Origin of the sequence: Devosia neptuniae (assembly GCF_025452235.1) — a bacterium.
Lineage (GTDB): Bacteria > Pseudomonadota > Alphaproteobacteria > Rhizobiales > Devosiaceae > Devosia.
Window position 1 is genome coordinate 2,515,182 of record NZ_CP104965.1, and the last position, 24,557, is coordinate 2,539,738.

The 24,557-nt window shown below is 63.0% G+C and carries 23 protein-coding genes; 11 read left to right on the forward strand and 12 right to left on the reverse strand.

Annotated elements, in window-relative coordinates; translation table 11 throughout:
• Positions 1–64 precede the first annotated feature (64 nt).
• Positions 65–1,414: an extracellular solute-binding protein gene (locus N8A98_RS15170; protein WP_262166502.1), complete on the reverse strand. Its 1,350-nt coding sequence runs from the start codon at positions 1,412–1,414 to the stop codon at positions 65–67.
• Positions 1,415–1,707: 293 nt separating this feature from the next.
• Here N8A98_RS15170 and N8A98_RS15175 point away from each other — a divergent pair, with 293 nt between their 5' ends.
• Together N8A98_RS15175 and N8A98_RS15180 are read left to right on the forward strand one after the other, a co-directional pair.
• The gene (locus N8A98_RS15175; RefSeq protein ID WP_262166504.1) at positions 1,708–2,757 is read left to right on the forward strand and encodes a LacI family DNA-binding transcriptional regulator; all 1,050 of its coding nucleotides are present in this window, start codon (positions 1,708–1,710) and stop codon (positions 2,755–2,757) included.
• An 11-nt stretch (positions 2,758–2,768) separates the two neighbouring features.
• A complete protein-coding gene (locus tag N8A98_RS15180; RefSeq protein ID WP_262166505.1) occupies positions 2,769–4,685 on the forward strand; it encodes a DUF5054 domain-containing protein in 1,917 nt (638 codons plus the stop codon).
• A gap of 199 nt (positions 4,686–4,884) precedes the next feature.
• Here N8A98_RS15180 and N8A98_RS15185 read toward each other — a convergent pair whose 3' ends face one another.
• From N8A98_RS15185 to N8A98_RS15200, 4 genes are read right to left on the reverse strand one after another with little or no spacing between them, the layout of a single operon-like run.
• Positions 4,885–5,622, reverse strand: a complete 738-nt coding sequence (locus tag N8A98_RS15185) for an ABC transporter ATP-binding protein (RefSeq protein WP_262166507.1) — start codon at positions 5,620–5,622, stop codon at positions 4,885–4,887.
• On the reverse strand, positions 5,619–6,464 hold the full coding sequence (locus tag N8A98_RS15190) for an ABC transporter ATP-binding protein (RefSeq protein WP_262166509.1): 846 nt from the start codon (positions 6,462–6,464) through the stop codon (positions 5,619–5,621). Before N8A98_RS15190 ends, N8A98_RS15185 begins: the two co-directional genes overlap by 4 nt.
• On the reverse strand, positions 6,451–7,296 hold the full coding sequence (locus N8A98_RS15195) for an ABC transporter permease (protein ID WP_262172011.1): 846 nt from the start codon (positions 7,294–7,296) through the stop codon (positions 6,451–6,453). The genes N8A98_RS15190 and N8A98_RS15195 overlap by 14 nt, the downstream gene beginning before the upstream one ends.
• Positions 7,297–7,349: 53 nt before the next feature.
• Positions 7,350–8,378 (reverse strand): ABC transporter permease, encoded by a 1,029-nt coding sequence (locus N8A98_RS15200; RefSeq protein ID WP_262166510.1) that lies wholly within the window; start codon positions 8,376–8,378, stop codon positions 7,350–7,352.
• 243 nt (positions 8,379–8,621) lie between these two features.
• Between N8A98_RS15200 and N8A98_RS15205 the strand changes: the two genes are divergently transcribed.
• From N8A98_RS15205 to N8A98_RS15230, 6 genes are all read left to right on the forward strand, one after another.
• Positions 8,622–9,341 (forward strand): FadR/GntR family transcriptional regulator, encoded by a 720-nt coding sequence (locus N8A98_RS15205; protein ID WP_262166512.1) that lies wholly within the window; start codon positions 8,622–8,624, stop codon positions 9,339–9,341.
• A gap of 63 nt (positions 9,342–9,404) precedes the next feature.
• Positions 9,405–10,379 (forward strand): mannonate dehydratase, encoded by a 975-nt coding sequence (locus tag N8A98_RS15210; protein WP_262166514.1) that lies wholly within the window; start codon positions 9,405–9,407, stop codon positions 10,377–10,379.
• Positions 10,380–10,406: 27 nt separating this feature from the next.
• Positions 10,407–11,309, forward strand: a complete 903-nt coding sequence (kdgD, locus tag N8A98_RS15215; protein ID WP_262166516.1) for a 5-dehydro-4-deoxyglucarate dehydratase — start codon at positions 10,407–10,409, stop codon at positions 11,307–11,309.
• 242 nt (positions 11,310–11,551) lie between these two features.
• Positions 11,552–12,022, forward strand: a complete 471-nt coding sequence (locus N8A98_RS15220; protein WP_113122305.1) for a MarR family winged helix-turn-helix transcriptional regulator — start codon at positions 11,552–11,554, stop codon at positions 12,020–12,022.
• On the forward strand, positions 12,023–13,192 hold the full coding sequence (locus N8A98_RS15225; RefSeq protein WP_262166518.1) for an HlyD family secretion protein: 1,170 nt from the start codon (positions 12,023–12,025) through the stop codon (positions 13,190–13,192).
• A 61-nt stretch (positions 13,193–13,253) separates the two neighbouring features.
• On the forward strand, positions 13,254–14,828 hold the full coding sequence (locus tag N8A98_RS15230) for a DHA2 family efflux MFS transporter permease subunit (RefSeq protein ID WP_113122307.1): 1,575 nt from the start codon (positions 13,254–13,256) through the stop codon (positions 14,826–14,828).
• A 91-nt stretch (positions 14,829–14,919) separates the two neighbouring features.
• Here the strand turns inward: N8A98_RS15230 and N8A98_RS15235 are convergent, their stop codons facing one another.
• Both N8A98_RS15235 and N8A98_RS15240 read right to left on the reverse strand, forming a co-directional pair.
• Positions 14,920–15,348: a CBS domain-containing protein gene (locus N8A98_RS15235; RefSeq protein ID WP_262166524.1), complete on the reverse strand. Its 429-nt coding sequence runs from the start codon at positions 15,346–15,348 to the stop codon at positions 14,920–14,922.
• A gap of 154 nt (positions 15,349–15,502) precedes the next feature.
• Entirely contained in the window at positions 15,503–15,802 is a 300-nt protein-coding gene (locus N8A98_RS15240; RefSeq protein WP_113122309.1) for a hypothetical protein, read from the reverse strand.
• A gap of 134 nt (positions 15,803–15,936) precedes the next feature.
• On the opposite strand from N8A98_RS15240, the gene N8A98_RS15245 reads away from it, so the two are divergent.
• Positions 15,937–16,353, forward strand: coding sequence for a DUF4864 domain-containing protein (locus N8A98_RS15245; protein WP_262166526.1), 417 nt, complete (start codon positions 15,937–15,939; stop codon positions 16,351–16,353).
• Here N8A98_RS15245 and N8A98_RS15250 read toward each other — a convergent pair.
• Positions 16,350–16,544: a hypothetical protein gene (locus N8A98_RS15250; RefSeq protein WP_262166528.1), complete on the reverse strand. Its 195-nt coding sequence runs from the start codon at positions 16,542–16,544 to the stop codon at positions 16,350–16,352. The genes N8A98_RS15245 and N8A98_RS15250 overlap by 4 nt on opposite strands.
• Positions 16,545–16,709: 165 nt before the next feature.
• On the opposite strand from N8A98_RS15250, the gene N8A98_RS15255 reads away from it, so the two are divergent.
• Together N8A98_RS15255 and N8A98_RS15260 are read left to right on the forward strand one after the other, a co-directional pair.
• The gene (locus N8A98_RS15255; protein WP_262166530.1) at positions 16,710–17,780 is read left to right on the forward strand and encodes a LacI family DNA-binding transcriptional regulator; all 1,071 of its coding nucleotides are present in this window, start codon (positions 16,710–16,712) and stop codon (positions 17,778–17,780) included.
• 72 nt (positions 17,781–17,852) lie between these two features.
• Positions 17,853–19,055 (forward strand): pyridoxal phosphate-dependent aminotransferase, encoded by a 1,203-nt coding sequence (locus tag N8A98_RS15260; protein ID WP_262166532.1) that lies wholly within the window; start codon positions 17,853–17,855, stop codon positions 19,053–19,055.
• Positions 19,056–19,372: 317 nt separating this feature from the next.
• Here the strand turns inward: N8A98_RS15260 and N8A98_RS15265 are convergent, their stop codons facing one another.
• The 4 genes from N8A98_RS15265 to trxB form a co-directional block, all read right to left on the reverse strand.
• Positions 19,373–20,479 carry a hypothetical protein gene (locus tag N8A98_RS15265; RefSeq protein ID WP_262166533.1) on the reverse strand — a complete coding sequence of 369 codons (1,107 nt, stop codon included), beginning with the start codon at positions 20,477–20,479 and terminating at the stop codon, positions 19,373–19,375.
• A 1,312-nt stretch (positions 20,480–21,791) separates the two neighbouring features.
• Positions 21,792–22,502 (reverse strand): HAD family hydrolase, encoded by a 711-nt coding sequence (locus tag N8A98_RS15270; protein WP_262166535.1) that lies wholly within the window; start codon positions 22,500–22,502, stop codon positions 21,792–21,794.
• A 161-nt stretch (positions 22,503–22,663) separates the two neighbouring features.
• A complete protein-coding gene (locus N8A98_RS15275) occupies positions 22,664–23,557 on the reverse strand; it encodes a LysR family transcriptional regulator (RefSeq protein ID WP_113122316.1) in 894 nt (297 codons plus the stop codon).
• 36 nt (positions 23,558–23,593) lie between these two features.
• Positions 23,594–24,544: a thioredoxin-disulfide reductase gene (gene trxB / locus N8A98_RS15280; RefSeq protein WP_113122317.1), complete on the reverse strand. Its 951-nt coding sequence runs from the start codon at positions 24,542–24,544 to the stop codon at positions 23,594–23,596.
• Between the last annotated feature and the right edge of the window lie 13 nt (positions 24,545–24,557).

Consider the following 24,557-nt stretch of genomic DNA (forward strand, 5'->3'; position numbering starts at 1 on the left):
GGTGGCTCCCCAACACCCGATGTCCCGTGGGACACCGGGCGGTCCTGGGAGGAACCTCGTACCGTCAGAGCAGGCTGACGGTGTTGTCTTCGCCCACGATGCGGATGACCGCGTCGCGGTATTGGGCCATGGCGTCTTCCGGGGAGAGTTCGCCCGAGACGACGCTTTCGGTCATGCGCTGGATTTCGGCGGAGACGGCGTTGTAGTCGGGATCGTTCGGCCGGGCGGTGGTGATCGGCAGTAATTCCTGGCTGCTCTCAGTCAGGAAGGGGCTGTTGGGGATGGCCACGTCGGTACGCGCGGTGATGCGCGGCTGGATCGCCTGGAAGGCTTCGAGCCGGGCCGGCTCGTTCATGAAGGAGAGCAGCGCCCAGGCTTCCTTGGGAGTATCCGTCGCGGGATTGAGCACGAAGCCGGTGCCGCCCGAAATGGTGACGAAATCCTGGCCGCGGATGCCCTTGCCCGGCTCCTCGGCGGGAATCTTGACCCAGCCCATGACCTTGTCGCGGTCGGGCACGGCGAATTCGGAGCCTTCCGGGGTGACCGAGCGGTAGAAATAATCGCCTTCGAACAGCAGGGCGGTGACGCCATCGCGGAAATTGGCGAAGGAGCGGTTGCGGCCATCGGCCAGCAATTGAGCGCGGGCATCGCCGAGCTGCTCATCGACATAGATGGTCTTGTAGAGGTTGAGAGTGTCCAGAATGCCCTGGCTGCCGACGATCCACTTGCCGTTCTCGTCGAGCACGGTTTCGCCGGTGCCCAGCAGCGCCAGCCAATAGCCCTGCATGGTGGTGGCTTCGCCCATGGCGACGCCGGCATTGAGCTGGATGGGGAAGCTGTCGGGCTTGACCTTCTTGATAGCGCGGGCGGCGTCGAGAATGTCGGCCCAGGATGTGGGCTGCCAAGTCTCGGCATCGATGCCGGCTTCGGTCAGCATGTCCTTGCGGGTATAGAGCATGCGCACGTCGGTGCCGAGCGGGATGCCGTAATATTGGTCCTCGTAGATCATCAGGGCGCGCGAGCCTTCCGACAGGGCAGCCCAGCCGGACCAGTCATCGACTTCGGGGCCGGCCACTTCATTGAGGGGCTTGAGCAAGCCGCCTTCGACGAAGCTGGGAATGAGGAAGCCATCGAACGCTGTGACGTCGGGGCCTGCGCCGGTGGAGAAATCCAGCGCCAATTGCTGGGTGAGCTGGGCGTCTTCGCCGCCAAACTGGTTGAGCGTCACCTTGGTATCGGGATTGGCCGCCTCGAAGGCGGGAATGACGCTGTTCTGAATCCACTCTGCGGTGGCGCTGTTGACGCCGCCGATGACACAGCGGCAGGTGATTTCGAGGTCGACGGCGAAAGCCGGACCGGCCATTGCAGTAGCGCCGACAAGGCCAAAGGCCAGGGCGCGCAGACGATTGCTCATCGCAAAAACCTCCCATGTTTGGCTCCGGATTGGTCCGGTAGCCGGTGTTGGTTCGTGGCTCCCGGCGTGGCCGGAAGGACGTGAACCCCTCAACAATGAACACGTTTTCACGACTCGTCAATGCGCGGCGCAGTGAGGGCGCAAACGTGCCGGGGCATGGTGACCATGTTTTGCAAAGGTTGCGTGACAGAAGCAGCGATTTCGATTGCGCGGGGAAAATGCCCGTGCTTGACAGTGCGGCAGGCGGAAGCCAGTGTTTTGAACACGCTTTCATATCGTGTGGGGAGAATTGCTTGAGCGAGACCGGGGCGCCTGCGCGAGAGCGTGCGACGGCACAGATGGTGGCGGAGCGGGCCAAGGTATCGCGCGTGGCGGTATCGCGGGCGTTCAACCCGCATACTTCGCTCAAGCCGGAAAAACGGGAGCTGATCCTGCGCATCGCGCAGGAGCTGAATTACACCCCGGACCGCGCGGCGCGGGCGCTGGTCAGCGGGCGTTCGCACCTGGTGGGGGTGATCGTGCCCGATGTGTGCAGCCCCTGGGAAAGCCAGGAAATCGATGCGCTGACCACGGCCCTGCAGAATGAGGGCTTTGCCACGCTGCTGTTCAAGACGCAGACCGATATGAGCATGGACCAGACGCTGCTGACCTATATGAAGGGGTTCAATCCCGACGCGGTCATTGCGTTTGTCGAGAATATCAAGCCGGCGACATTGGCGCGGGTGCTCGACCGGGCGGTGCCGATCTATGTGCATTATCCGCTGGAGGGGCAGCCGGAAACGGGCGTGCTGGCGACTGACAAGACGCTGCATGACCGGCTCAATATCATGCAGCGCAATGGCATCGAGCAGGCGGTGGCGCTGTTGCAGGGCTATGGCGCGCGGCGGATTGCCTATCTGTCGGGCCTGCCGCGATCGCTGGCGAGCGTGGCGCGGGAGCAGACGTTGCGCGCGGTGATGGCCGATCGCGGGCTGGACGAGCCGATCGTGTTCCCGGGCGATTTTACCTACGACACCGCCTACGCCGCGACCGTCGACCTGTTCCGGGTGGGGCAGGGGGCGGATGCGGTTTTTGCCGCCAATGACGTGGGCGCCTTCGGGGTGATCGATGCGCTGCGCCATGAATTCGGGCTGCGCGTGCCGCAGGACGTCAAGGTCGTCGGGTTCGATGATATCGAGCAATCGCACTGGAAAAGCTACAGCCTGACCACGGTCAAGATCGACCTGGCCGAGCGCGTGCGGGCGCTGGTGCGGCTGATCCTGCGGCGGCTGAACGATCCCGGCGCGCCCGCCTTTGTCGAAACTTTGCAAACCAGGCTCGTCGTGCGTGGCACGGTGGGCTGATCGGAATTTTTATGAATACCAAGCGTATCCATCTGGTCTTCAAGACCCATCTCGACATTGGCTTTACCGACCATGCGGCCAAGGTGCGGCGCCAATATCATGAGCAGTTCATTCCGCAGGCCATTGCCACGGGCGAGCACTTTTTTGCGGAAAATCCCGAGCGGCCGGCCTTTATCTGGACGACCGGCGCCTGGCTGATCTGGGACCACCTCAATGGCCAGAGCCCCGAGCGGGTCAAGCGGCTGGAGCGGGCCATCGAGCGGGGGCTGATTGCCTGGCACGCGCTGCCGTTTACGACGCATACCGAGCTGATGTCGCCTGCGGTTTTCCGGGCCGGGCTGAGCTATGCGCAGGAGTTGGACCAGCGCTTTGGCAAGGCCACGATTGCGGCCAAGATGACGGATGTGCCGGGACATACTTTGGGCATGGTGCCGCTATTGGCCCGGGCGGGCGTCAAGTTCCTGCATCTGGGGGTGAATACGGCTAGCCCCGTGCCCGACGTGCCGCCGATTTTCCGCTGGCAGGCGCCGGATGGGGCGGAAATCGTGGTGATGTATCAGGCGTCATACGGCGAGACGGATTTCCCGGCGGGCGCGGATATCGGGCTGAGTTTTGCCCATACCAGCGACAATATCGGGCCGCAAAGCGTGGGGCAGACGGTCGAGGCGGTGCGGGCGCTGGGGCATGCCCATCCCGATGCGGAGCTCGTGGCGTCGACGCTGGATGCTTTCGGGGCGGCGATGTGGGCGCGGCGTGAGAGCTTTCCCGTGGTGACGGAGGAGATCGGCGATAGCTGGATCCATGGGGCGGGGAGCGATCCCGAAAAAGTCGCGCGGTTCCGGGCCTTGCAGCGACTTTATGATGGGTTTGAAGCCGAGCTGACGCCGGAACGGCTGGCCTTTGGACGTGGGCTGGCGATGGTGGCCGAACATACCTGGGGCGTCGATATCAAGACCTATTTGCGGGATGACAAGGCATGGGACCGGCCGGCATTCGAGGCGGCGCGCAGTAGCGATTATCGCTTTGCTTATGCCGAGCAGTCCTGGGCTGAGCAACGGAGCTATCTCGACGCGGCAGTGGCGGCTTTGGCGCCGGCGGATCGGGCCTTGGCCGAGGCCGTGGTGCCGGAGCCGGAGGTGCTCGGCGCGCTGGCGGCCGGGCATGAGCTGAGCGATGGCGGCTGGGTGGTGACGCTTGATCCGGTGACGGGGGACATTGCGCGGATCGTGTCGCCGGCCGGTGTGGTCATCGAGGGCACGGGTGGGTCGCTGCTTGGCTATCGCTATGAGAGTTATGATTGGCACGAGTTGCAGCGGCATCTGGATAGCTATCTACAGCATCGGCTGGAATGGGCGATCCTCGATCATGACAAGCCGGGTCTGGCGGCGGCCAAAACGGCGGTGACGCAGAGTTTTGCGCCGGGTCTGAGGGGCGTTGCCGGGCGGAGTGCGGTGGGCGAGATGCCGGCGCTGGCGCATGCGACGCTGGGGGCGCCGAGGCAGGTTGAGGTGACGATCAGGGCGCTGGATGGGCGGCAGCTGGAGATTGCACTCGTGCTGCGCGACAAGCCGGCCAATCGCATGCCGGAGGCCAGCTTTGTGTCGGTCACGCCTTTTGGGGCGAGTGGTTGGGCATTGCGCAAGATGGGGCTGTGGCAGGCGGGCGAGGCCATTGTGGAGCGCGGTGGCGGGCAATTGCAGGCGGTGGAGGCGGTGCGAGCGGCGATTGGTAATGTGCCGTTTAGCGTGAGCTTGCTGGATAGTGCGCTGGTGGCGCCGGCGGGGGCGGAGTTTGTGCCGTTTCAGCCGGAGCGGCCGGATTTTTCCGGCGGCTTTCGGGTGAATGTGCACAACAATAAGTGGGGGACCAATTTCCCCATGTGGTGTGAGGGGACGATTGTCAGCCGCTTGGTGTTGGCGGTGGGGTAGGCCCCCTCATCCCAACCGAAATTCGCCTTCGCGAATTCGGTGTCCCTTCGGGCACCTTCTCCCACGAGGGGAGAAGGGTGGTTCGGTGGGTTGGTCGGGCTCGAAGCCACCCTCGCCCCTTGTGGGAGAGGGACAGTAATTTCTTCGTTCAGAAGAAATTACTGGGTGAGGGGTGCGATGCCGCCGCGCCCCTTAAAGCCTACAGAAAGCTCGCTTCAAACAGCGTCTTGGAATAGGGCTGGGTAATCTCCCCACCCCGGAAGGCGTCGGGGGTGAGTTCGTCGACGAATACGCCCTCCTTCATCACCAGCACGCGGTCGCACATATGGGCGATGACCGAGAGGTCGTGGCTGACCAGCACATAGGTCAGCTGCTGCTCTTCGCGCAGATCGCTCAGCAGGTTGAGGACTTCGGCCTGCACCGACACATCCAGCGCCGAGGTGGGCTCATCGAGCAACAGGATTTGCGGCGCCAGCATCAGGGCCCGCGCGATGGCGACGCGTTGGCGCTGGCCACCGGACAGCTCATGGGGGAAGCGCTCGGCAAAGGCGGCGGGCAGGCCGACCCGCTCGAGCGCCGGCACGACACGATCCCAGCCTTCGCCGCGCTTCATGGCGCGCAACGGTTCGGCTAGCACCCGCTCGATGCGGTGGCGCGGATGGATCGAGCCATAGGGGTCCTGAAACACCATCTGGGCCAGCTCAAACTGTTCCTTGGTGCGCTCCTTGGCGACGTCCTGCCCGGCCAGCGCGATGCGGCCGGTCCAGTGCCGGTCGAGCCCCGCCAGCGAGCGCAGCACGGTGGATTTGCCGCAGCCGGATTCGCCGACAATGCCCAGCGTCTCGCCCTTGGCGACCTTAAAGGACACCGATCTGACGACCTGCTTGCGATCGTCGCCCTTGCCGAAGGCGACTTCCAGATTTTCGACTTCGATCATGGCCGCGCCTCCGCTGCGTCGATTGCCTTGCGGTCGAGCACCTGCAGGCGCCTCACCGGGTGGCGGGGATCGGGCATGGCCGCGATCAGGCCCCTGGTATAGGGGTGGCTGGCATCTTCCAGCCGGGTCAGGCTTTCCACCACATGGCCTTTGTACATGACCAGAATGCGCTGGCAGAACGCGGCCACCATGCGGATATCGTGGCTGATCAGCACCAGGCCCGAATTGTTCTCGGTGACCAATTCGTCGAGCAGCTTGAGCACATCGCCGCGCACGCTGACATCGAGCGCCGAGGTCGGCTCATCGGCAATCACCACGCGCGGCTTGGCCAGCAGCATCATGGCGATCATCACGCGCTGCCCCATGCCGCCCGAAATCTGATGCGGATAAAGCCGCATCGTGCGTTCGACATCGGCAATCCGCACCCGCTCCAGCATGGCGGCAGCCGCTGCATAAGCCTCGCGCTTGCCCAGGCCCAGATGCAGCTTGGCCGCCTCGGCCACCTGCTTGCCCACCGAGAGCACCGGGTTCAGCGAATAGCGCGGGTCCTGCATGATCAGCGCCATCTTGTGCCCGCGCAGCTTGCGCATATGGGCTTCGTTGAGCCCGAGCAGGGGAGCGCCTTCAAAGTCGAGGCGTTCGGCTTCGACCTTGGCCGAATTGGGCAGCAGCCGCATGATGGCGCGGCCGACGGTGGATTTGCCCGAACCGGATTCCCCTACAATGCCGAGCCGTTCGGCGCCCAGCTCGAAGCTCACGTCACGCACCGCCAGCACCTGGCTTTGCGCAAACCGCACCGAGAGCTTGCTGACGCTGAGAATGGTCTGATCAGGAGCGGACATGGCGCGGATCCAGCAGGTCACGGAGGGCATCGCCCACCAGATTGAAGGCAAGGCTGGTGATGAGAATGGCCAGGCCCGGCATCACCGCGACCCACCAATAATCCAGCATGAATTTGCGGCCGTTCGAGATCATCGCGCCCCATTCCGGCGCCGGCGGCTGTGCCCCCAGGCCCAGAAAGCCCAGGGCTGCAGCGGTCAGGATAATGCCGGCCATGTTGAGCGTCAGCCGCACCACCACCGAGGGAATGCACATCGGCGCGATATAGAGGAACAGGACGCGCAGGGGCGAAGCGCCATAGAGCCGGGCGGCCGCGACATAATCGGTATTGCGCACGACCAAGGCTTCGGCCCGCGCCAGGCGCGCGATCGGCGGCCAGCCCGTCAGCGAAATGGCGATGATCGCGGTCTGCAGCCCAGCGCCCATGGCGGCGGCAAAGGCCAGCGCCAGGATCAGCGAGGGGAAGGACAGCACGATATCGGTGGCGCGCATCAGGATGGCGTCGGTGCGGCCGCCGACAAAGCCGGCGACGACGCCGACGATCAACCCGACCGGGCCAACGATCAGCGTCACCGCCAGCACGGTCTGGATGGTGATGCGCGTGCCATGGATCAGGCGCGACAGGATATCGCGGCCAAATTCGTCGGTGCCCGCCCAATGCGCCCAGCTCGGCGCCTGCAAGGCCAGCGGCAGGTTCTGCGCGGTGGGGCTATAGGGGGCAATCCAGGGCGCAAAGATCGCGATGACGACCAATAGGGCCAAGACGATAAAGCCCAGCATGCCCAGCGGTTCGCGCGACAGTTTGGAGAGGCTGAGCCGCACGGTGGTTGCCATGCGGCCAAGCAGGCGGCCAAAGCCGCCACGCCCGGGAAGGGTCTCGACATTACTCATGAGGTCGCCTCGCGGGTACGGGGATCAAGGAAGACATAGGCGAGGTCCGCCACGAAATTGAGCAGCATGAAGATGAGGCCGATAATGAGCGTCGAGGCCAGCACAGCGTTCATGTCGCCGATCATCAGCGCATTGGTCATGTATTGGCCGATGCCGGGCCAGGAGAAGACGATCTCGGTGACCACGGCGCCTTCGAGCAGGCTGCCGTAGGAAATGGCGAGAATGGTCACCAGCTGCACCGAAATATTGGGCAGGATATGCCCGATAACGATGCCCGCCGACGACACGCCCTTGGCGCGCGCGGCCGTCACATAATCCTGGTTGAGCTGTTCCAGCGTAAAGCTGCGGGTCATGCGGGTGATATAGGCCATGGCCGAATAGGCCAGGATACAGGCCGGCAGGATGATGTGGCTGATGGCGTTCCAGAACACTTCCATGTCCCCGGCGAGCAGGCTATCGACCAGCAGGAGCCCGGTGCGCGGCTCGACCAGCCCTTCGAGGTAAATGTCGACGCGGCCGGGCCCGCCAACCCAGGACAGGCCCGCATAGAAGATCACGAGGCCGACAATGCCGAACCAGAAGACGGGGATGGAGTGCCCCACCAGCGAGACCACGCGGGCGATCTGATCGACCAGCGAGTCGCGATAGAGCGCCGCCGCCATGCCCAGCGGCACGCCGACCACGGTGGAAATGATCACCGCCAGCGTCGCCAGTTCCAGCGTTGCGGGGAAGGCCGAGGCCAGATCCTGCGTCACCGGATTGCCGGTGAGGATGGCGGTGCCCATGTCGCCGCGCAGCAGCGAGGTCACGTAAATCCAGAATTGCTGGTAAAGCGGCAGATCGAGCCCCAGCCGCTGGCGCATGGCCTCGAACGCGGCCGGATCGGCCAATTCGCCGACAATGGCGCCAACCGGATCGGTGGGCAGCACGCGGCCGATGAAGAAGGTGACCAGAAGCAGGATGAACAGGCTGACCAGCAATTGCACGAAGCGCTGGCCCAGTTCCTTGAAGTTGAATTCTTTCATGTCGGCCGCTCTGTTTCAGATGGCATGCGGCTTGGCAAACTTGCCAGGCGCGACCGTCGGATGTGGAAATACCGACCGGGCAGCGTCCAGGGCCAGTCGATTCGAAAACAGTTCCATTTTTCCTCCGGCATTGCTACCTTTTGGCGCTAAGACGTCATTGGTATCTCGTCATATGACTTACTTTATGTGATGATGGCTGGCAAGCCGGTTGGAATCACGGCCCGATGATGCCGAGGGGGATAGATGAGTAGCGACAGCAAGAGCCCGATCCGCCGCCGCCAGCGACTGGCCCAGGCTGTCATCGATGCCTTGCGCGACCGCATCGTCACCGGCGATCTGAGCATCGGCGCCCAGCTTCCCACCGAAATCCAGCTCGAACTCGAATTCGGCGTCAGCCGCACCGTGGTGCGCGAGGCGATTGCCGAATTGCGCGCCGCCGGGCTCGTCACCCCCGTGCAGGGCAAGGGCATATTCGTGGCCGAGCCGCAGGGCGACCGCAGTCAGGTCCACCTGACACCCGGCGAGATCAAGAGCATTCCAGAAACCCTGGAATTGCTGGAATTCCGCCTCGCCATCGAGGTCGAATCCGCCGCTATATCGGCCTATCGCCGCTCGCCGCAGCAGGAAGAGGCGATTCGCGAGGCCAACCAGCACATGATCGCCAATATCCGCGCCGGCGCGCCCACTGTGGATGCTGATTTCGCCTTCCACCTGGCCATCGCGCGGGCCACCAATAATCACTATTACAGCGAATCGCTGGCCCGCTTTGGCCCTCGCTCGATACCGCGCAGCCAGTTCCCGACGCTGCCCGACGCGGGAGATGTCGACTATTTGACCGGCGTCATTGCCGAGCATGGCCGGATCATCGACGCCATTGCCGACCAGGACCCCGATGGCGCGCGCAGCGCGATGCGCGAACATTTGCTCAACAGCCAGAAGCGATATCGCCGGCTGGCGCGCTAATCGCTCGACAGACCTCAAAATTCATATTATGTCATACCTCACTGATTGAACGAGGGGTATGTCATGTATGTAGGAACTCAGCTCGCCGCCCGCGATGACGATGATTATCGCGTCTGGGCGCAGCTTGGCATCAAGCACATCTGTGCGGATCCTGAGACCAAGCTCGGCACCTGGACGCTCGATGATCTCAAGCGCCTGCGCGACAAGGTCGAGAGCTTCGATCTGATCCTGGACATGATCCAGCTGCCGCTACCCTCGAGCCCCATCGAGACCGCGACCTATCCCGATATCCTGTTGGCCGGGCCGGAGCGCGACCGCCAGCTCGACGCCATCTGCCAGTTGATCGAAAACCTGGCGATCGCCGGTATTCCCGCCGCCAAATACAATCTCAACCTCATTGGTATTCCGCGCACCCCGGACGAGCTGGGCCGCGGCGGCTCGCGCAATGCGTCCTTCCGCTGGGACAAGACCGACCAGAACGCCGCGCCGGGCCTGGCCGGCGTGCTTTCGGAAGCGGAAAACTGGGAGCGGATCGAGTATTTCCTTTCCCGCGTGGTGCCCGTTGCCGAGGCCAACAAGATCCGCCTCGCCTGCCACCCGCATGATCCCTATACCCCGCCCGGCTACAAGGGCGTCACCCGCGTGCTGGGCACGGTCGAAGGGCTCAAGAAGTTCGTCACCATGCATGAGAGCCCCTATCACGGCCTCAATTTCTGCCAGGGCACGGTGGGCGAAATGCTCGACAATCCGCGCGAAGAAATCGAGGACGTGATCCGCTGGTTCGGCAGCCGGAACAAGATTTTCAACCTGCACTTCCGCAATATCCGCGGCCACAAGCTGTCCTTCATGGAAACCTTCCCCGATGAAGGGGACATGGACATGGCAGCCTCGCTCAAGGTCTACAAGGAAGTGGGCTACCAATACATGGTCATGCCCGACCACGTCCCCACCATTGCCGGCCGCGACCCGCAGGGCGTCGCCTTTGCCTATTGCTATGGCTACACCGCCGCACTGCTGCAGGCACTCGATACCTATTAATTTCCCGACTTAGAGGATCTCTTTTCCATGACCCCCAGCGAACTCAAGGTAGCGCTCGGCAGCGGCCTGCTCTCCTTCCCCGTCACCACGTTCAATGCCGATCTGAGCATCGACGAGGATGCCTATCGCGCCCATATCGATTGGCTGGACGGGTTCGGTGCCGCCGTACTGTTCGCTCCCGGTGGCACGGGTGAGCTGTTTTCGCTGACCCCGGCCGAGGTTGCCCATATCACCAAAATCGCCAAGACCACGGCGGGCAAGACGCCGATCCTGGGCGGCGCGGCCTATGGCACAGCCATGGCCGTCGAAATGGCCAAGGCCGCAGAAGCTGCCGGCGCCGATGGGGTGCTGCTGTTGCCGCCCTACCTGATGTTCTCCGAGCAGGAAGGCCTCGTCGCTCACGTCAAGGCGGTGTGCGACGCGGTGGGGATCGGCGTCGTGGTCTATAACCGCGACAATATCGTGCTCACCGCCGATAGCCTGCAAAAGCTGTGCGACCAATGCCCGAACCTGATTGGCTTCAAGGACGGCTATGGTGAAGTCGACCGCGTGATCGAGATCACCACCAAGCTGGGCGACCGCCTGACCTATATCGGCGGCATGCCAACGCATGAACTCTATGCCACGGCCTATTTTGCCGCCGGCGTCACCACCTATTCCTCGGCCGTGTTCAACTTCGTGCCTGAACTGGCGCAGCGCTTCTACAAGGGATTACGGGCTGGCGACACCAAGACGACCGACGCTATTCTCAAGGACTTCTTCTTCCCGCTGACCGTGCTGCGCAACCGCCGCAAGGGTTATGCCGTCTCGATCATCAAGGCGGGGTTGGAAGTGCGCGGCCGCAAAGCGGGTCCGGTGCGCCCGCCGCTGGTCGATCTGACTGGGGATGAGATGGCTCAGCTCAAGGCGTTGGTTGAGGCGAATATCTGATCCATTCCGTATGGAGCCCCGATCTGCCTCCCTCCCCCTTGTGGGGAGGGAACTGCCGAGGCTCCCCGCCTAATGCCGCCAACATCTTTTCATCCGCGTCACCCCGAACAGGGTGGCGCGGATTGTTTCTATGCCCACCGAGCCGTGATGGCAGTGCATGGAAGCGATGATGCGATTGCGATTGAATTGGCCTATGTACTTATTATATACCGCCTGACAATAAGTACACTTATGAGGCGCAGATGCATCCCGATGTCCAGAAAGAGCGGCCGATCGGCTATCTCATCCATGACGTCGCGCGGCTTTATCGCCGGCGCTTCGAGGAAGAGGCGCGGGCGCATGGCCTGACGCTGGCGCAATGGAAGGCGCTGGGCACGATCCATTGGAAAGAGGCCGTCACGCAGGTGGCGCTCGCCAGCGCTATCGACGCCGATCCGATGACCGTGAGCGGGATTCTGGACCGGTTGGAAAAGCGCGGCCTGATCGAGCGCTATGCCCATCCCGAGGATAGCCGCGCCAAGCTCTCCCGCCTGACCGAAGCCGGCGTGGCTCTGGTGGGCGAGGCGCGCCATGTGGGCGCTGAACTGTATCGGAATTCGCTGGTTGGCCTGTCCGAGGCCGAGCGGCAGGCGGTAATCGCGGGGCTGTCCCGCATTCGGGAAAATCTCGTCAATCTGGGCCCTGAGGCCGACCAAGAAAAGGAAGCTGTCTAAATGAACGCCCGCGTTACTGATCCGAAAGCCGGTGAAGCTAGCGTCGTCACCCTGCCGCGCACCGACAAGACGGCGCCGGCTGCCGAGGCGCCTCAAAGCCCATCGCCCGCCGCCGAGGCCGCAAAGCCTGCCGCCGCACCCAAGAAGAAAAATGGCCGCCGCCTGCTGCTGATGACCGGTGTTCCGCTGCTGCTGGTCGCCGCGGGCGGCTGGTTCTGGCTGACCGGTGGCCGCTATGAAGACACCGACAACGCCTATGTGCAGCAGTCCAAGGTGTCGCTGAGCGCCGATGTGGCGGGCCGCGTTGCCGATGTCAAAGTGGTCGAGAACCAGACGGTGAAGGCGGGCGATGTGCTGTTCACCATCGATCCGCAGCCCTATGAGATCGCGCTGAGCCAGGCCAATGCGGCGCTGGCGACGGCGCGCGTCAATGTCGAGCAGCTCAAGGTGAGCTATGGCACGGCGCAGGCGCAGCTCAAATCCGCCGAGGACACGCTGGCCATTCGCAAGGCGGCCTTTGACCGCCAGAGCACGCTGGTGACCCAGGGCATCAATGCCAATGCAACGCTGGATGACACCAAGCTGGCTTACCAGCAGGCGCAGAGCGAGGTGGATTTGGCCAACCAGCAAGTGGCGGCGGCAACCGCGGCGCTGGCGGGTGATCCCAATATCGCCACCGACACTCATCCTGCCGTACTGTCCGCCCTGGCGGCGGTCGAGCAGGCCCAGCGCAACCTGACCAAGACGACCGTTGCGGCTCCGGCCGATGGCATTGTCTCCAATGTGTCGAGCCTCAATGTCGGCCAGTTCATTGCCGTGGGAACCACGATCGCCTCGCTGGTCGAGACGGAGTCGACCTGGATCCAGGCCAATTTCAAGGAAACCCAATTGGCCGAGCTCAAGGTCGGGCAGCCGGTGGCTGTGCATGTCGACGCCTATCCGGGCGTGCTGCATGGCAGCATCGACAGCTTGGGCGCGGCCACGGGTTCGGAATTTTCCCTGATCCCGGCGCAGAATGCCACGGGCAATTGGGTCAAGGTGGTGCAGCGCCTGCCCGTGCGCATCGCGCTGCCGGCCGATCCTGAAATCGCCATTCTCAAGACCGGCATGAGCGCCACCGTATCGGTGGATACCGGCCGCTCGACCCTCGACAAGATGATGGGCAAATAAGGCTTCGGCGCGGTCCCTACTGCGCCGAAAAGCCCGCGCCGCTAGACGTTTGGAGGCCGATATGGCCAAAGCTCCGGTTCAAGCCGTTTCCGCACCCGCATTGGTCGTCAAGCATAAGGGGCTCCTCACCGGAGCCCTGATGCTGGCGACCATCATGCAGGTGCTCGACACCACGATCGCCAATGTGGCGCTGCCGCATATGGCAGCCTCGCTGGGCGCGGCGCAGAACGAAATCACCTGGGTTCTCACCTCCTATATCGTGGCTGCCGCCATTGCGACGCCGCTGACCGGCTGGGTGAGCGACCGCGTCGGGCAGAAGCGGCTGTTCCTGATCGCGGTGATCGGTTTTACCGTGGCCTCGGCTTTGTGCGGCATTGCCAGCAGCCTGCCCGAAATGGTGCTGTTCCGCATCATGCAGGGCATTTTCGGCGCGGTGATCGCGCCTTTGGCCCAGACCGTGCTGCTCAATATCAATCCCAAGGAACGCATTGGCCAGGCCATGGCCGTCTATGGCATGGGCATCATGGTCGCGCCGATCATCGGGCCGACGCTGGGCGGCTGGCTGACCGAGAGCTTTGACTGGCGCTGGGTGTTTTTGATCAACCTGCCGGTGGGCGGGATGGCGGTGGCCATGCTGGTTGCCTTCATGCCGGAGACTGAAATACGACAGCGGCGCTTTGATTTCTTCGGCTTCGGCATGCTGGCGCTGGGCGTCGGCGCGTTGCAATTGATGCTCGACCGGGGCGCCGACAATGCCTGGTTCACCGCCACCGAAACCTGGATCGAACTGGGCCTGGTGATCACCGGCCTCTGGGTCTTCGTGGTGCATTGCCTGACGGCGGAGAACCCGTTCATCGACCTGCGCCTGTTCAAGGATCGCAATTTCGCGCTGGGCTCGGCCCTGATGTTCATCGTGGGCATCACCCTGTTCTCGGGCCTGGCGCTCTTGCCGCCGCTGCTGCAGAGCCTGATGGGCTATCCGGTGCTGCTGTCGAGCGTCATCATGGCGCCGCGCGGGGTGGCGACGCTGCTCTCGATGGTGGTGGTGGGGCGGCTGATCGGCCGGGTGGATGCGCGCATCCTGATGCTGTTCGGCATCGCCTGCATGGCCTATTCGCTCTATGGCATGACCAGCTTCAACCTGCAGATGGATTATTGGCCCGTGATCATCACCGGCTGTATCCAGGGCTTTGGCATGGGCTTCCTGTTCGTGCCGCTGCAGACGCTGGCCTTTGCCACCATCGCTCCCCGGTTCCGGGCCGACGCGACGTCGATGTTCGCGCTGGTGCGCAATATGGGGCAGGGCGTGGGCATTTCGCTGGTGACGGCGGTGCTGGCCAATATGATGCAGGTCAACCATGCCGAACTGGCCGAGCGGATCACCGCGACCTCGCAGAACGTGATGAACCAGATGCCGGCCTTGCTCACCGGCAATCCGGTGACGGTGTCGATCGTCAATAGCCTGGTCACCCAGCAATCGGCCATGCTGGCCTATCTCGACGACTTCTGGCTGATGCTGCTGCTCAGCCTGGGCGCCGTGCCGCTGATCCTGCTGCTACGCGGGCCAAAGAAGCCCGACAAGCCGCTGACCGAAGAAGAAAAAGCGCTCGAGCGGGCGCATGCCATGGCGGAATAGGTGGGCGATCCCCGATCCAATTCCCTCCCCCTTGTGGGGAGGGAGGTCAGCTTTTTCGCGTATGCGAAAAGCAGGAATCGCGGCTCTCAGCTCACGACGCGATATATTCCCGCAATTCCTCGGCTTCCCGCTCGATCTGTTCGATCTTGAGCTTCACCACGTCGCCGATCGAGACGATGCCGATCAGCGTCTTGCCTTCGGTAACCGGCATGTGGCGGACGCGCGAAATGGTCATGCGCTCCATGATGTCGTCGATATGGGCCTGGCGGCTGGTGGTGTGGACCGAGCGGGTCATGCATTCGGCAATGGTGAGGCTCAATGCCGAAGCTGCGCCATCGCCCAGGCGACGCACCACGTCGCGCTCCGATAGAATGCCGGCAATGGTGCCGTCCTTATGCGTGATGACGACCGCGCCGATATTGTGCGCGTTGAGCATGGCGACCGCGTCGGCGAGCGTGTCCGTTTCGGGCAGGGTATAAACCAGAGTACCCTTGTTCTGCAGTATCGTATCAACCAGCATGGTTCAGTCCTCCTCACCAAGGAGTGTGATCCCGCCGGCCGGCAAGGGCAATAGTCGGTTGGTCGAACATGGCCGCAACGAAAATGGACCGGCACAAGGCCGGTCCAGTCGGATTTTGGTCAGGGAATCTTTGGGAGATCAGGAGTGCTAGAAGTCAGCCTTCGCCGCGGCCGGGGGACCAGTAGCGGCGCGCCGTGCGATGCGCAGGGGCTTCGACGGGCAGATTGCCGCGCAGGGCAATGCGGCCGGCTTCATAGAGGATCGCAAACAGCAGAATGGTCAGCGGCACCATGAAGGCCGCGATCTGCGGGTCAACCTGGTGAGCCAAGCTCGCCGCGCTTGCCGGTGTGACGCCAGCAACCAAGGCACCAGCCGCGCCGAGAGCCAGGGTGGCCGACGAGGCGATGGCATAGAGCTTGAAACTTTTCCGCTTGGCGGACGTAGATTTGTGCATGGGATCGACGTCGTATGTTCGTTGCGACGATTGCATAAAGCCACGCGAATGCGGTTCGAGTTGGGGCCGAATGCGACGCGTGGCGTACCATTTGGCGGCAGAAGTGTGGCGCCGCCGCTGCCGGGGAGGCTGACATGCGCGTGGTTCTGGCTTTGGCTTTTATGCTGCTGACCCTTATACTGCCGGCCCAGGCGCAGACCGAAGAGCAAGCCTGGCAGGCGGTGGTCAGCGGACAGATCCAGGCGTTTCGCGCCGGAGACGGGGAGGCGGCGCTGGGCTTTGCGGGTGCCGGCTTCCGCCAGCAATTTTCCGATCCCGAGGTGTTTCTCGCCGCCATTGTCGCCACAGGCTATGGGCCGATCGTGGAGTCGCGGTCGCATAGTTTCGGGCCATCGACCCGGCTGAGCGAGACATCAGTGACGCAGGTCGTGCAACTGGTGGGCGAGGATGGCAGCCTCTACGAGGCATTTTACCAAATGCGCAACGAGCCCGATATCGGCTGGCGCGTAGCCGGTGTCGTGCTGCGCAAACAGCCCGGCATCGGCATTTAGTGGTGACGGGCCGCGGTGCCCAGCGGCTTTTGCCGTAGATTATCCAGCGCGCGAGCGGCCAAGGCGATGATCTGACGCAGGGGAATGGTCATGCCACCGCGCGGTTCGGCTGTGACTGGCGTCACCTCCGGCTCGGCGGCTTCCCACTGCTGATGATAGGCTTGCTTGAACAGATAGCTGGCAGGGATCATTTTTTCCTCCTGATGCGAATAGCGAATTGAACCGATTCAATCCGTCGACATGGAAATGCGTTGAACCGGTTCAAAACTAGGTCTTCGCAATAGCAGAGTCAAGCAAAAATTGAACCGATCCAAAATTGATGCTAGTCAATGAGATAACAATGAAAGGCGAGGCTTTTGGCCAGGCAGGTTCCGGAAAAAATCAGGCTGAGGGATGTGGCCAAGGCGGCCGGCGTGTCGCAGGGCACTGCGTCCAATGTGTTCAGCCGGCCCGAAATCGTTCGCGAGGAAGTGCGCGAGCGGGTGCATGCGGTGGCCAAGGAGCTGGGCTATGGCGGCCCCAGCATTACCGGGCGCCTGCTGCGGGCAGGCAAGGTCAATGCGGTGGGCGTCGCCGCCATCGAGCCGCTGAGCTATTTCTTCGAGGACCTGTGGGCGCGCCAGCTGATGGCGGAGATTTCCAATATCTGTGACGACCGCGGCGCCGGGGTGGCGCTGGTGTCGGCGCGCAATGACGAACGCCTGGCCTGGAATATCGGCTCGGCGTTGGTCGATGGCTTCATTCTGCTGTGCGTCGAAGGCGGGGAGCGGCTGGTCGATATCACCCGGCAACGCCAATTGCCCTATGTGGCGCTGGCGATCGGGGCGGATGATCAATCGATCCCGGCTATCGGGGTCGACAATTTCAACGGCGCGCGCCTTGCGGCCGAGCATATGCTGGGGCTGGGGCATCGTCGCCTGGCAATCCTCTCCACCATGCTGCGCGACGGCCAGGCCGGGCGGGCCGACGAGGCGCAGGTGCGGCAGGCCTGGTATTCCACCTCGCGCGACCGCGCTTTGGGCTATTGGCAGGCGCTGCAGGCCGTAGGCATGGATCCGCATTCCGTGCCGATCTACGGCACGCTGGAAGACGAGGCCAGCACCCACGCGGCCATGGCGCAGATCTTTGCCGCTCCCGAGCCGCCAACGGCCATCCTCGCCATGTCGGACAAGATCGCCATGTATGCCGTGGATTGGCTGTTCCGCTCCGGCCGGAATGTGCCGGGCGATGTATCGGTGATCGGCTTTGACGGCGTGCCCGAAGCCGCCCTCGCCACGCCCAAGCTGACCACCATGGCCCAGCCCATGCACGAAATTGCGCGGCTGGCGGTGGATGCGGCTTTGGGCGACACCCAGGTCGAGGGCCGGCGGGTGCTGCCGACCGAGCTGGTCTTGCGGGAATCCACGGCGCCGCCACCGGCGAAATAAGCCATCAAGCCAGTTGCCCCGGCACGCGCGAGGCAATATCAGTTTGCCCGGTATTTCCCCGGGAGAGATGAAATGGCGTTCTTGTCTGATGCACTGGCGCGGGTGGCCCCCTCGGCGACGGTGGCGATCAGCCAGAAAGCCCGGGTCATGGCCGAAGAAGGGCGCGACATCATCGCGCTCTCGGCGGGCGAGCCCGATTTCAACACCCCGCTCAATGTGCGCCAGGCCGCGATCAGGGCCATGGACGAGGGCAAGACGCGCTATACCAATGTGGACGGCATTGCCGAGCTCAAGGAAGCGGTGGCGGCCAAGTTCCGCCGCGACAATGGGCTCGATGTGACGGCGGCCGATTGCTTCGTCTCCTCGGGCGGCAAGCAGATCATTTTCAATGCCCTGATGGCGACGCTCAATCCGGGCGATGAAGTCGTCGTGCCCGTGCCCTATTGGGTCAGTTATCCCGAAATCGTGCGGCTGTGCGGCGCCGAGCCGGTGTTCGCCGTGGCCGATGACACGACCGGCTTCAAGCTGAGGCCCGAAGTGCTGGAAGCCGCGATCACGCCCAGGACCAAGTGGCTGATCCTCAATACGCCGTCCAATCCCACGGGCGCCGCCTATTCGGCAGCCGAGCTCAAGGGGCTGGCGGAGGTGCTGCTGCGCCATCCGCATGTGCATATCCTCACCGACGATATCTATGAGGTGTTGGTCTATGACGGCGGGGTTTTCGCCACCATTGCCCAGGTCGAGCCGGCTTTGCAGCCCCGCACACTGACCATGAACGGGGTGAGCAAGTCGCACGCCATGACCGGCTGGCGCATCGGCTATTGCACCGGGCCGCGCCCGCTACTGGCGGCCATGACCAAGCTGCAGGGCCAGTCGACGACCAATCCCAGCTCCATCTCGCAATGGGCGGCGGTCGAAGCGCTGAACGGCCCGCAGGACTTTTTGGTCGAGTGGCGGCAAGCCTTTCAGGCGCGCCGCGACCTCGTCGTGGCCGGCCTCAACGCCAATACCGGCCTCGATTGCCTCGTGCCCGAAGGCGCCTTCTACGTGTTCCCCTCGTGCAAGCGGCTATTGGGCAAAACCAGCGCCGGCGGCAAACTGCTGACCAGTGACGAGGATTTCGTCATGGCCCTGCTGGAAGAAACCGGCGTGGCGCTGGTGCACGGCACCGCCTTCGGCCTGCCCGGCCATTTCCGCCTGAGCTATGCGGCAAGCAATGCCGAGCTGGAAGAAGCGGTGCGGCGGATCCAGGAGTTCTGTGCGGGGATCCACTAGGGGCCCGCCCCAGCGTCGCAACCAACCACAATGTCATTCCGGCGCAGGCCGGAATCCATGCTGAAGGCCATTTTCCCAACCAGATCACTTCACCCACCGTGTCATCCCCGCGAAAGCGGGGACCTCTGTTTTCTTGGTCGGGCATCGTAAACGGAGGTTCCCGCTTTCGCGGGAATGACATTGTGGGGTGGGAAGTTAGGCGGTGACTGGATTCCCTGGAACGCCCCACCCGGTGCATTGGGCCAACCCTCCGCGCGCGAGGTAAAGCGGTGGCATGGGTTTGCGGGCACAACCCGGAAGGCTCAGTGCACCCGCCCCTACTGTCCCAACAGCCCCAAAAAGCTCGTGCTCGTCCCCCCGGCATCGGCGAACATTTTGACCAGTTGGGAGGTCGATTGGTAGCTACCCAGAGCGGCCTTGTAGAAGTCTTCGCTCCAGCCGGCGGCTTGGCGTTCTTCGGGGCTCATTGCGGAATAGATCGAGATGATATTCTGGCTGAAGGCGGTGGGGTCGCTGGACTTGGCGGCGTTCTGGAAGCCGGCGACCAGGGCCGCTCCGCTCTTGGCGCGCAGGGCCTGGTCGGCGGCGCGGGTTTCCTCGGCGGTGAATTTGCCTGACGTGTCCAGCACGATGGAGGACAGCGTGCGGCTATCGAATTTGGACAGGTCGATATAGGTGCCGACAGTCGTGTTCTTGTTGAAGGTGGGCGCCTTGCCCGCGGCGGTAGCATCGGCATAGAGCGCGTCGAGCGTGCTGCGGGCGGAAGTGGCCACATCGGTAATGGGGCGCGGGGTCGTGGTTTCGCCGGCCTTGAGCAGCGCCAGGTAGATGGCGACGGGATCGTCCTCGCCGGCATCGGGCAGTTTCTTGGGATCGGTCTGGAGCTGCTTGAGGCCTTCGGTGACGGCGGCGCGGGCGGCGATCCAGTCGGGAGCGGCTTTTTCCTCGGCGCCCAGGCTATCGAGATATTCGGCGGCGGCCTTGTAGAGGCCCTGGTAATTGCCAGTGACCTTGGCGACGGCGGCAGGGCCGGCCAAAGCGGCTTCGAGCCGGCGCTGCATTTCGAGCCCGGCCGCCTTCTGCTCGTCGCTGGTGAAGCTGTCGTCGCTGGCCATCGCGTAGAGTTCGCGGGCATCGAGGCTCGACAGATCGAGCGCCAGCTTGTCCTTTTCCAGCGGATTGGTGCGGCCCGCTTCGGTCAGCAGCGCATTGAGCTTGGCGCGGGCCTCGGCCAGTACGGTGGCAAAGTCCTTGGCGGCCAGCGCGGCCTTGGCAGCGTCGGAGAGGGTGACCGAGGTGGCGGCGGCATCTGTTGCCGTGCTCGCGGCGGGGCTGGCCGTGCCAGTGGTTTTTGCATTGGCCGTTTGGCTTGCCGCGACAGAATAATAGGTGTTGGCGCTATAGGCAGTGCTGACGGCAACCATGGGCGTTCTCCTGGCTTTGCCAGAAGCGCGATGCAAGCGCTGTGCCGCTTGGCGGCTCAATGGTTTCAAGAGGTTAGGAGGGCAGGCCCGCTTCGGGGCGGCAGAATTTGCCTTGTAGCGGCAGAATTGTCCGGCCTGGAAAGTAAAAGGCCCCGCCCGAGGGGATGGGCGAGGCCAAGGGCTTTCTGCCGAAGCGGAAAACCTAAGGCCGTTATCGACTATGTGGCGCGGGGGAACAAACGCTCAATGGGAAGGTCAGCCATGCGCGGCGGGGAATTGGGGCCGTGCTCTCGGTTCTTGCCCTCCCTCCCCCTTGAGGGGAGGGCCGGGGTGGGGGTCGTTTCGTGGCCACTGAACGACCCCCTCCCTCAATCCCTCCCCTCAAGGGGGAGGGAGGCGAAAGAGCCGAGGCCCTTTGCAGTCACGTACCTCAGAACAAAAAAAGGGCCCCATCCGAAGATGGGGCCTGATGATAGGGCCGAAGCCAAATCGTAAGTAATGGTCCGGTGCAAGGGAGGAGGATATGCACCAAACCGGGTGGACCCAAGCCGAGGGAGGAGGATACGGCCTAGATCCGGTGTCGCCTAAACGCGGGTCCGAGGGAGGAGGATACGGAGCGGCGTTTCCAGCGACGAGTACACATATAGAATTTGACCGTTCGGTCAGCAATGGCCCTCTCAACATGTCAGCCATGCATTAGGCACTGCGACAAGTTGTCCATTCTTTGGGCAGCGGAGCTATGCATGACGGCGGGCACAGCGAAAAAAAAAGGCCCCATCCGAAGATGGGGCCGATGACCGGGCCGAAGCCAAATCTGAAGTGGGGTAGAGAGCAAGGGAGGAGGATATGCGCTCTACCGTTGAACCTTTGCCGAGGGAGGAGGATACGGCTCAGGTTCGGTGTCGCGATACGGGGTCCGAGGGAGGAGGATTCGGAGCGCGCCTCAGCGACGTGTTCTATATGAACTCTACTGAACTAGTCGGCAATACGAAAGCTGACATGTCAGCCATGCAAAAGCTGCAGGCAAAAACAAAAGTGGCCTCGCTCGAGGGGAGAGCGAAGCCACAGGTAGCGGGATAAATCCCGCCAGGAGGGAACGCAGCAGCGCGCAAGGGAGGAGGGAAGCGCCGCTGTGATGACGCTCATATAAGAGGCGGCACCGCGCTCAACAATTAGGCAGGCATCATGCCAGCCATGCACGCTGAGCATGCTGGCGCCGAAATATCAATGAAATCAAATAGTGCAGTCCGGCGCGGTACAGTATGTCGCAGGCAGGCTCGCGGTGAAAATGCCTTTATAGAGGCACGCCCGCTCAGCCATGGCTGGATTCGAAGGCGGCGATGGCGGCAGGCAGCTCGCCGATATGCTCGATTTTTGCATAGCGCGATTCTCCTTCCGGCTCATCGGCATGCTCATAGGACCACGTCAGCGCATGCGGCACATAGACGGCGAAACTCCCGGCGGCGAGCGGCGGCAGGATATCGGAGCGCAGTGAATTGCCCACCATCAGCGTGCGGGCGGCCCCGTCGCTATGGCGCTCGAAGATGCGGGCATAGGTGGCGGGGTTCTTGTCGGTGACGATTTCGACCGCGGCGAAATAATCGGCGAGGCCCGAGGCCGCCAGCTTGCGCTCCTGGTCGAACGTGTCGCCCTTGGTGATGATGATGAGCCGATGGCTGTCCTGCAATTGGCCGAGCACCTGGTCGACATAGGGCAGGGTCTGCAGCGGGTAGGTCAGCAATTCGCGCCCGGCGGCGAGGATTTCGGCAATCACGGTGCCGGGCACGCGGTGATCGGTCACCTCCAGCGCGGTTTCCACCATGGACAGGGCAAAGCCCTTCATGCCGAAGCCGTAATATTGCAGGTTTGCCGTGACGGCCTTGATCAGGCGGTCATTAAGATCGGGCGCGTCGGTATAGTCCTTGAGCAGATCGGCAAAGCGCTGCTCGGTCAGCCGGAAAAACTGCTCGTTCTGCCAGAGCGTGTCATCGGCATCGAAGGCGATGGTGGTGATGAGGGGCATGGTGCTTTCCGCTCCAACTGGCGTCGCAATTCCATCACCGCCTCCCTCGGGCTTGACCCGAGGGCCACTTTCAACCCGGCACAAGCGACGAATGGCCCTCGGGTCAAGCCCGAGGGAAAGCGCGGTGGTGGTCCGTCATAGTGGTAGACAACGGAACTGAACTAGAAGCTCCACTCGCGGGCTTTGCCGACGAGGAAATCGCGGAACACGCCGACGCGTTTGGAATTTTTCAGCGCGGGGGGATAGACGAAATAGGCTTCATAGGCCGGCAGCTCGATCTCGGGCAGCACCTGGACCAGGCCGTCTTCTTTCTCCGTCACATAATCGGGCAGCATGGCGATGCCGATGCCGGCGCGGCAGGCCTGCAGCATGCCATAGATCGAATTGACCTTGAGCGCGGCGCGGCGGGGGCTCGAATCCGAGCGCCCCATGCGTTCGAGGAAGTTGATGTCGCCCAGATAGGACGGCACCGGCTCGCCGAAGCTGATGATGCGATGGTCTTCGAGGTTGTCGACCGTGGCGGGCATGCCGAATTCGTCGATATAGCTATTGGTGGCGTAGAAGTGGTTGTGCACCGTGAACAGCTTGCGCTGGATCATCTCGGACTGATTGGGCCGGTGTAGGCGGATGGCGACGTCGGCCTCGCGCATGGCCAGGTCGAGCTCGGCATCGTTGAGGCGGATTTCGAGCTGGATCAGCGGATAGAGCTTCAGGAATTCGTCGAGCCGCGAGGATAGCCAGGTCGAGCCGATACCCACAGTGGTGGTGACGATGAGCGGGCCGGTGGGGACGTCCTGGCTTTCGGACATCTGGGTTTCGACCTGCTGCAGCTCCCAATGCATGCGATGGGCGGTGCGGAACAATTGCTCGCCCACTTCGGTGAGCACCAGCCCGCGCGCATGGCGGATGAAGAGTTTGAGGCCCAGATCATCCTCCAGCGCCGAGATCTGGCGGCTGACGGCGGACTGGCTCATGCCGAGCTTTTCAGCGGCATGAGTGAAACTGCCCGACTCGGCGGCGGTGTGGAAAATCCGGAGCTTGTCCCAGTCGAGCATTTCTTGTGACGCTTTCTATTTGGGTCGTCGGTCAGTCTACTCCGCCGCTTCGGCGAGCTCGTGTTCAGCCAGGTATCGTTCTGCTTCAAGCGCTGCCATGCAACCCATGCCTGCGGCAGTGATTGCCTGACGGTAAACATCGTCCGTGACATCCCCGGCAGCAAAGACGCCGGGAATATTGGTTTCGGTCGTGCCGGCCTTCACCTGCAAATAGCCGCCCGGCTTCATATCCAGCTTGCCGGCAAATATTGACGTTGCTGGGGCATGACCGATGGCAACGAAAATGCCGTCGATCGGCTGTTCATAAGTGCGGCCGGTCGTGGTGTCGCGCAGGGTGACCGTATTGACCGAGGTGGGCATGGACGAGCCGCCGACTTCGGCAACCTCGGTATTCCAGCGCACTTCGATCTTGGGATTCTTGAACAGGCGATCCTGCAGGATGCGTTCGGCGCGGAATTCGTTGCGGCGGTGCACAACGATGACCTTGGACGCAAAATTGGTGAGGAACAGCGCTTCTTCGACCGCGGTATTACCGCCGCCGACCACCAGCACTTCCTTGTTGCGGTAGAAAAAGCCGTCGCAGGTGGCGCAAGCCGATACGCCAAAGCCCTGGAACTTCTGCTCGGACGGAATGCCCAGCCATTTGGCCTGGGCGCCGGTGGCGATGATCAGGCTATCGGCGGTGTAGATATCGCCGCTGTCGCCTGTCAGCACGAAGGGGCGCTTGTCGAAATCGACATTGACGATGAGGTCGTTGACGATTTTCGTGCCGACATGCTCGGCCTGCGCCTTCATCTGGTCCATGAGCCATGGGCCCTGGATGACGTCGGCAAAGCCGGGGTAGTTCTCGACATCGGTGGTGATGGTCAGCTGGCCACCGGGCTGCAGACCCTGAATCATCACAGGCTCCAGCATGGCGCGCGCCGCGTAGATCGCGGCGGTGTAGCCGGCTGGACCGGAACCGATGATGATGACTTTCGCGTGCATCGCAACGCTCTCC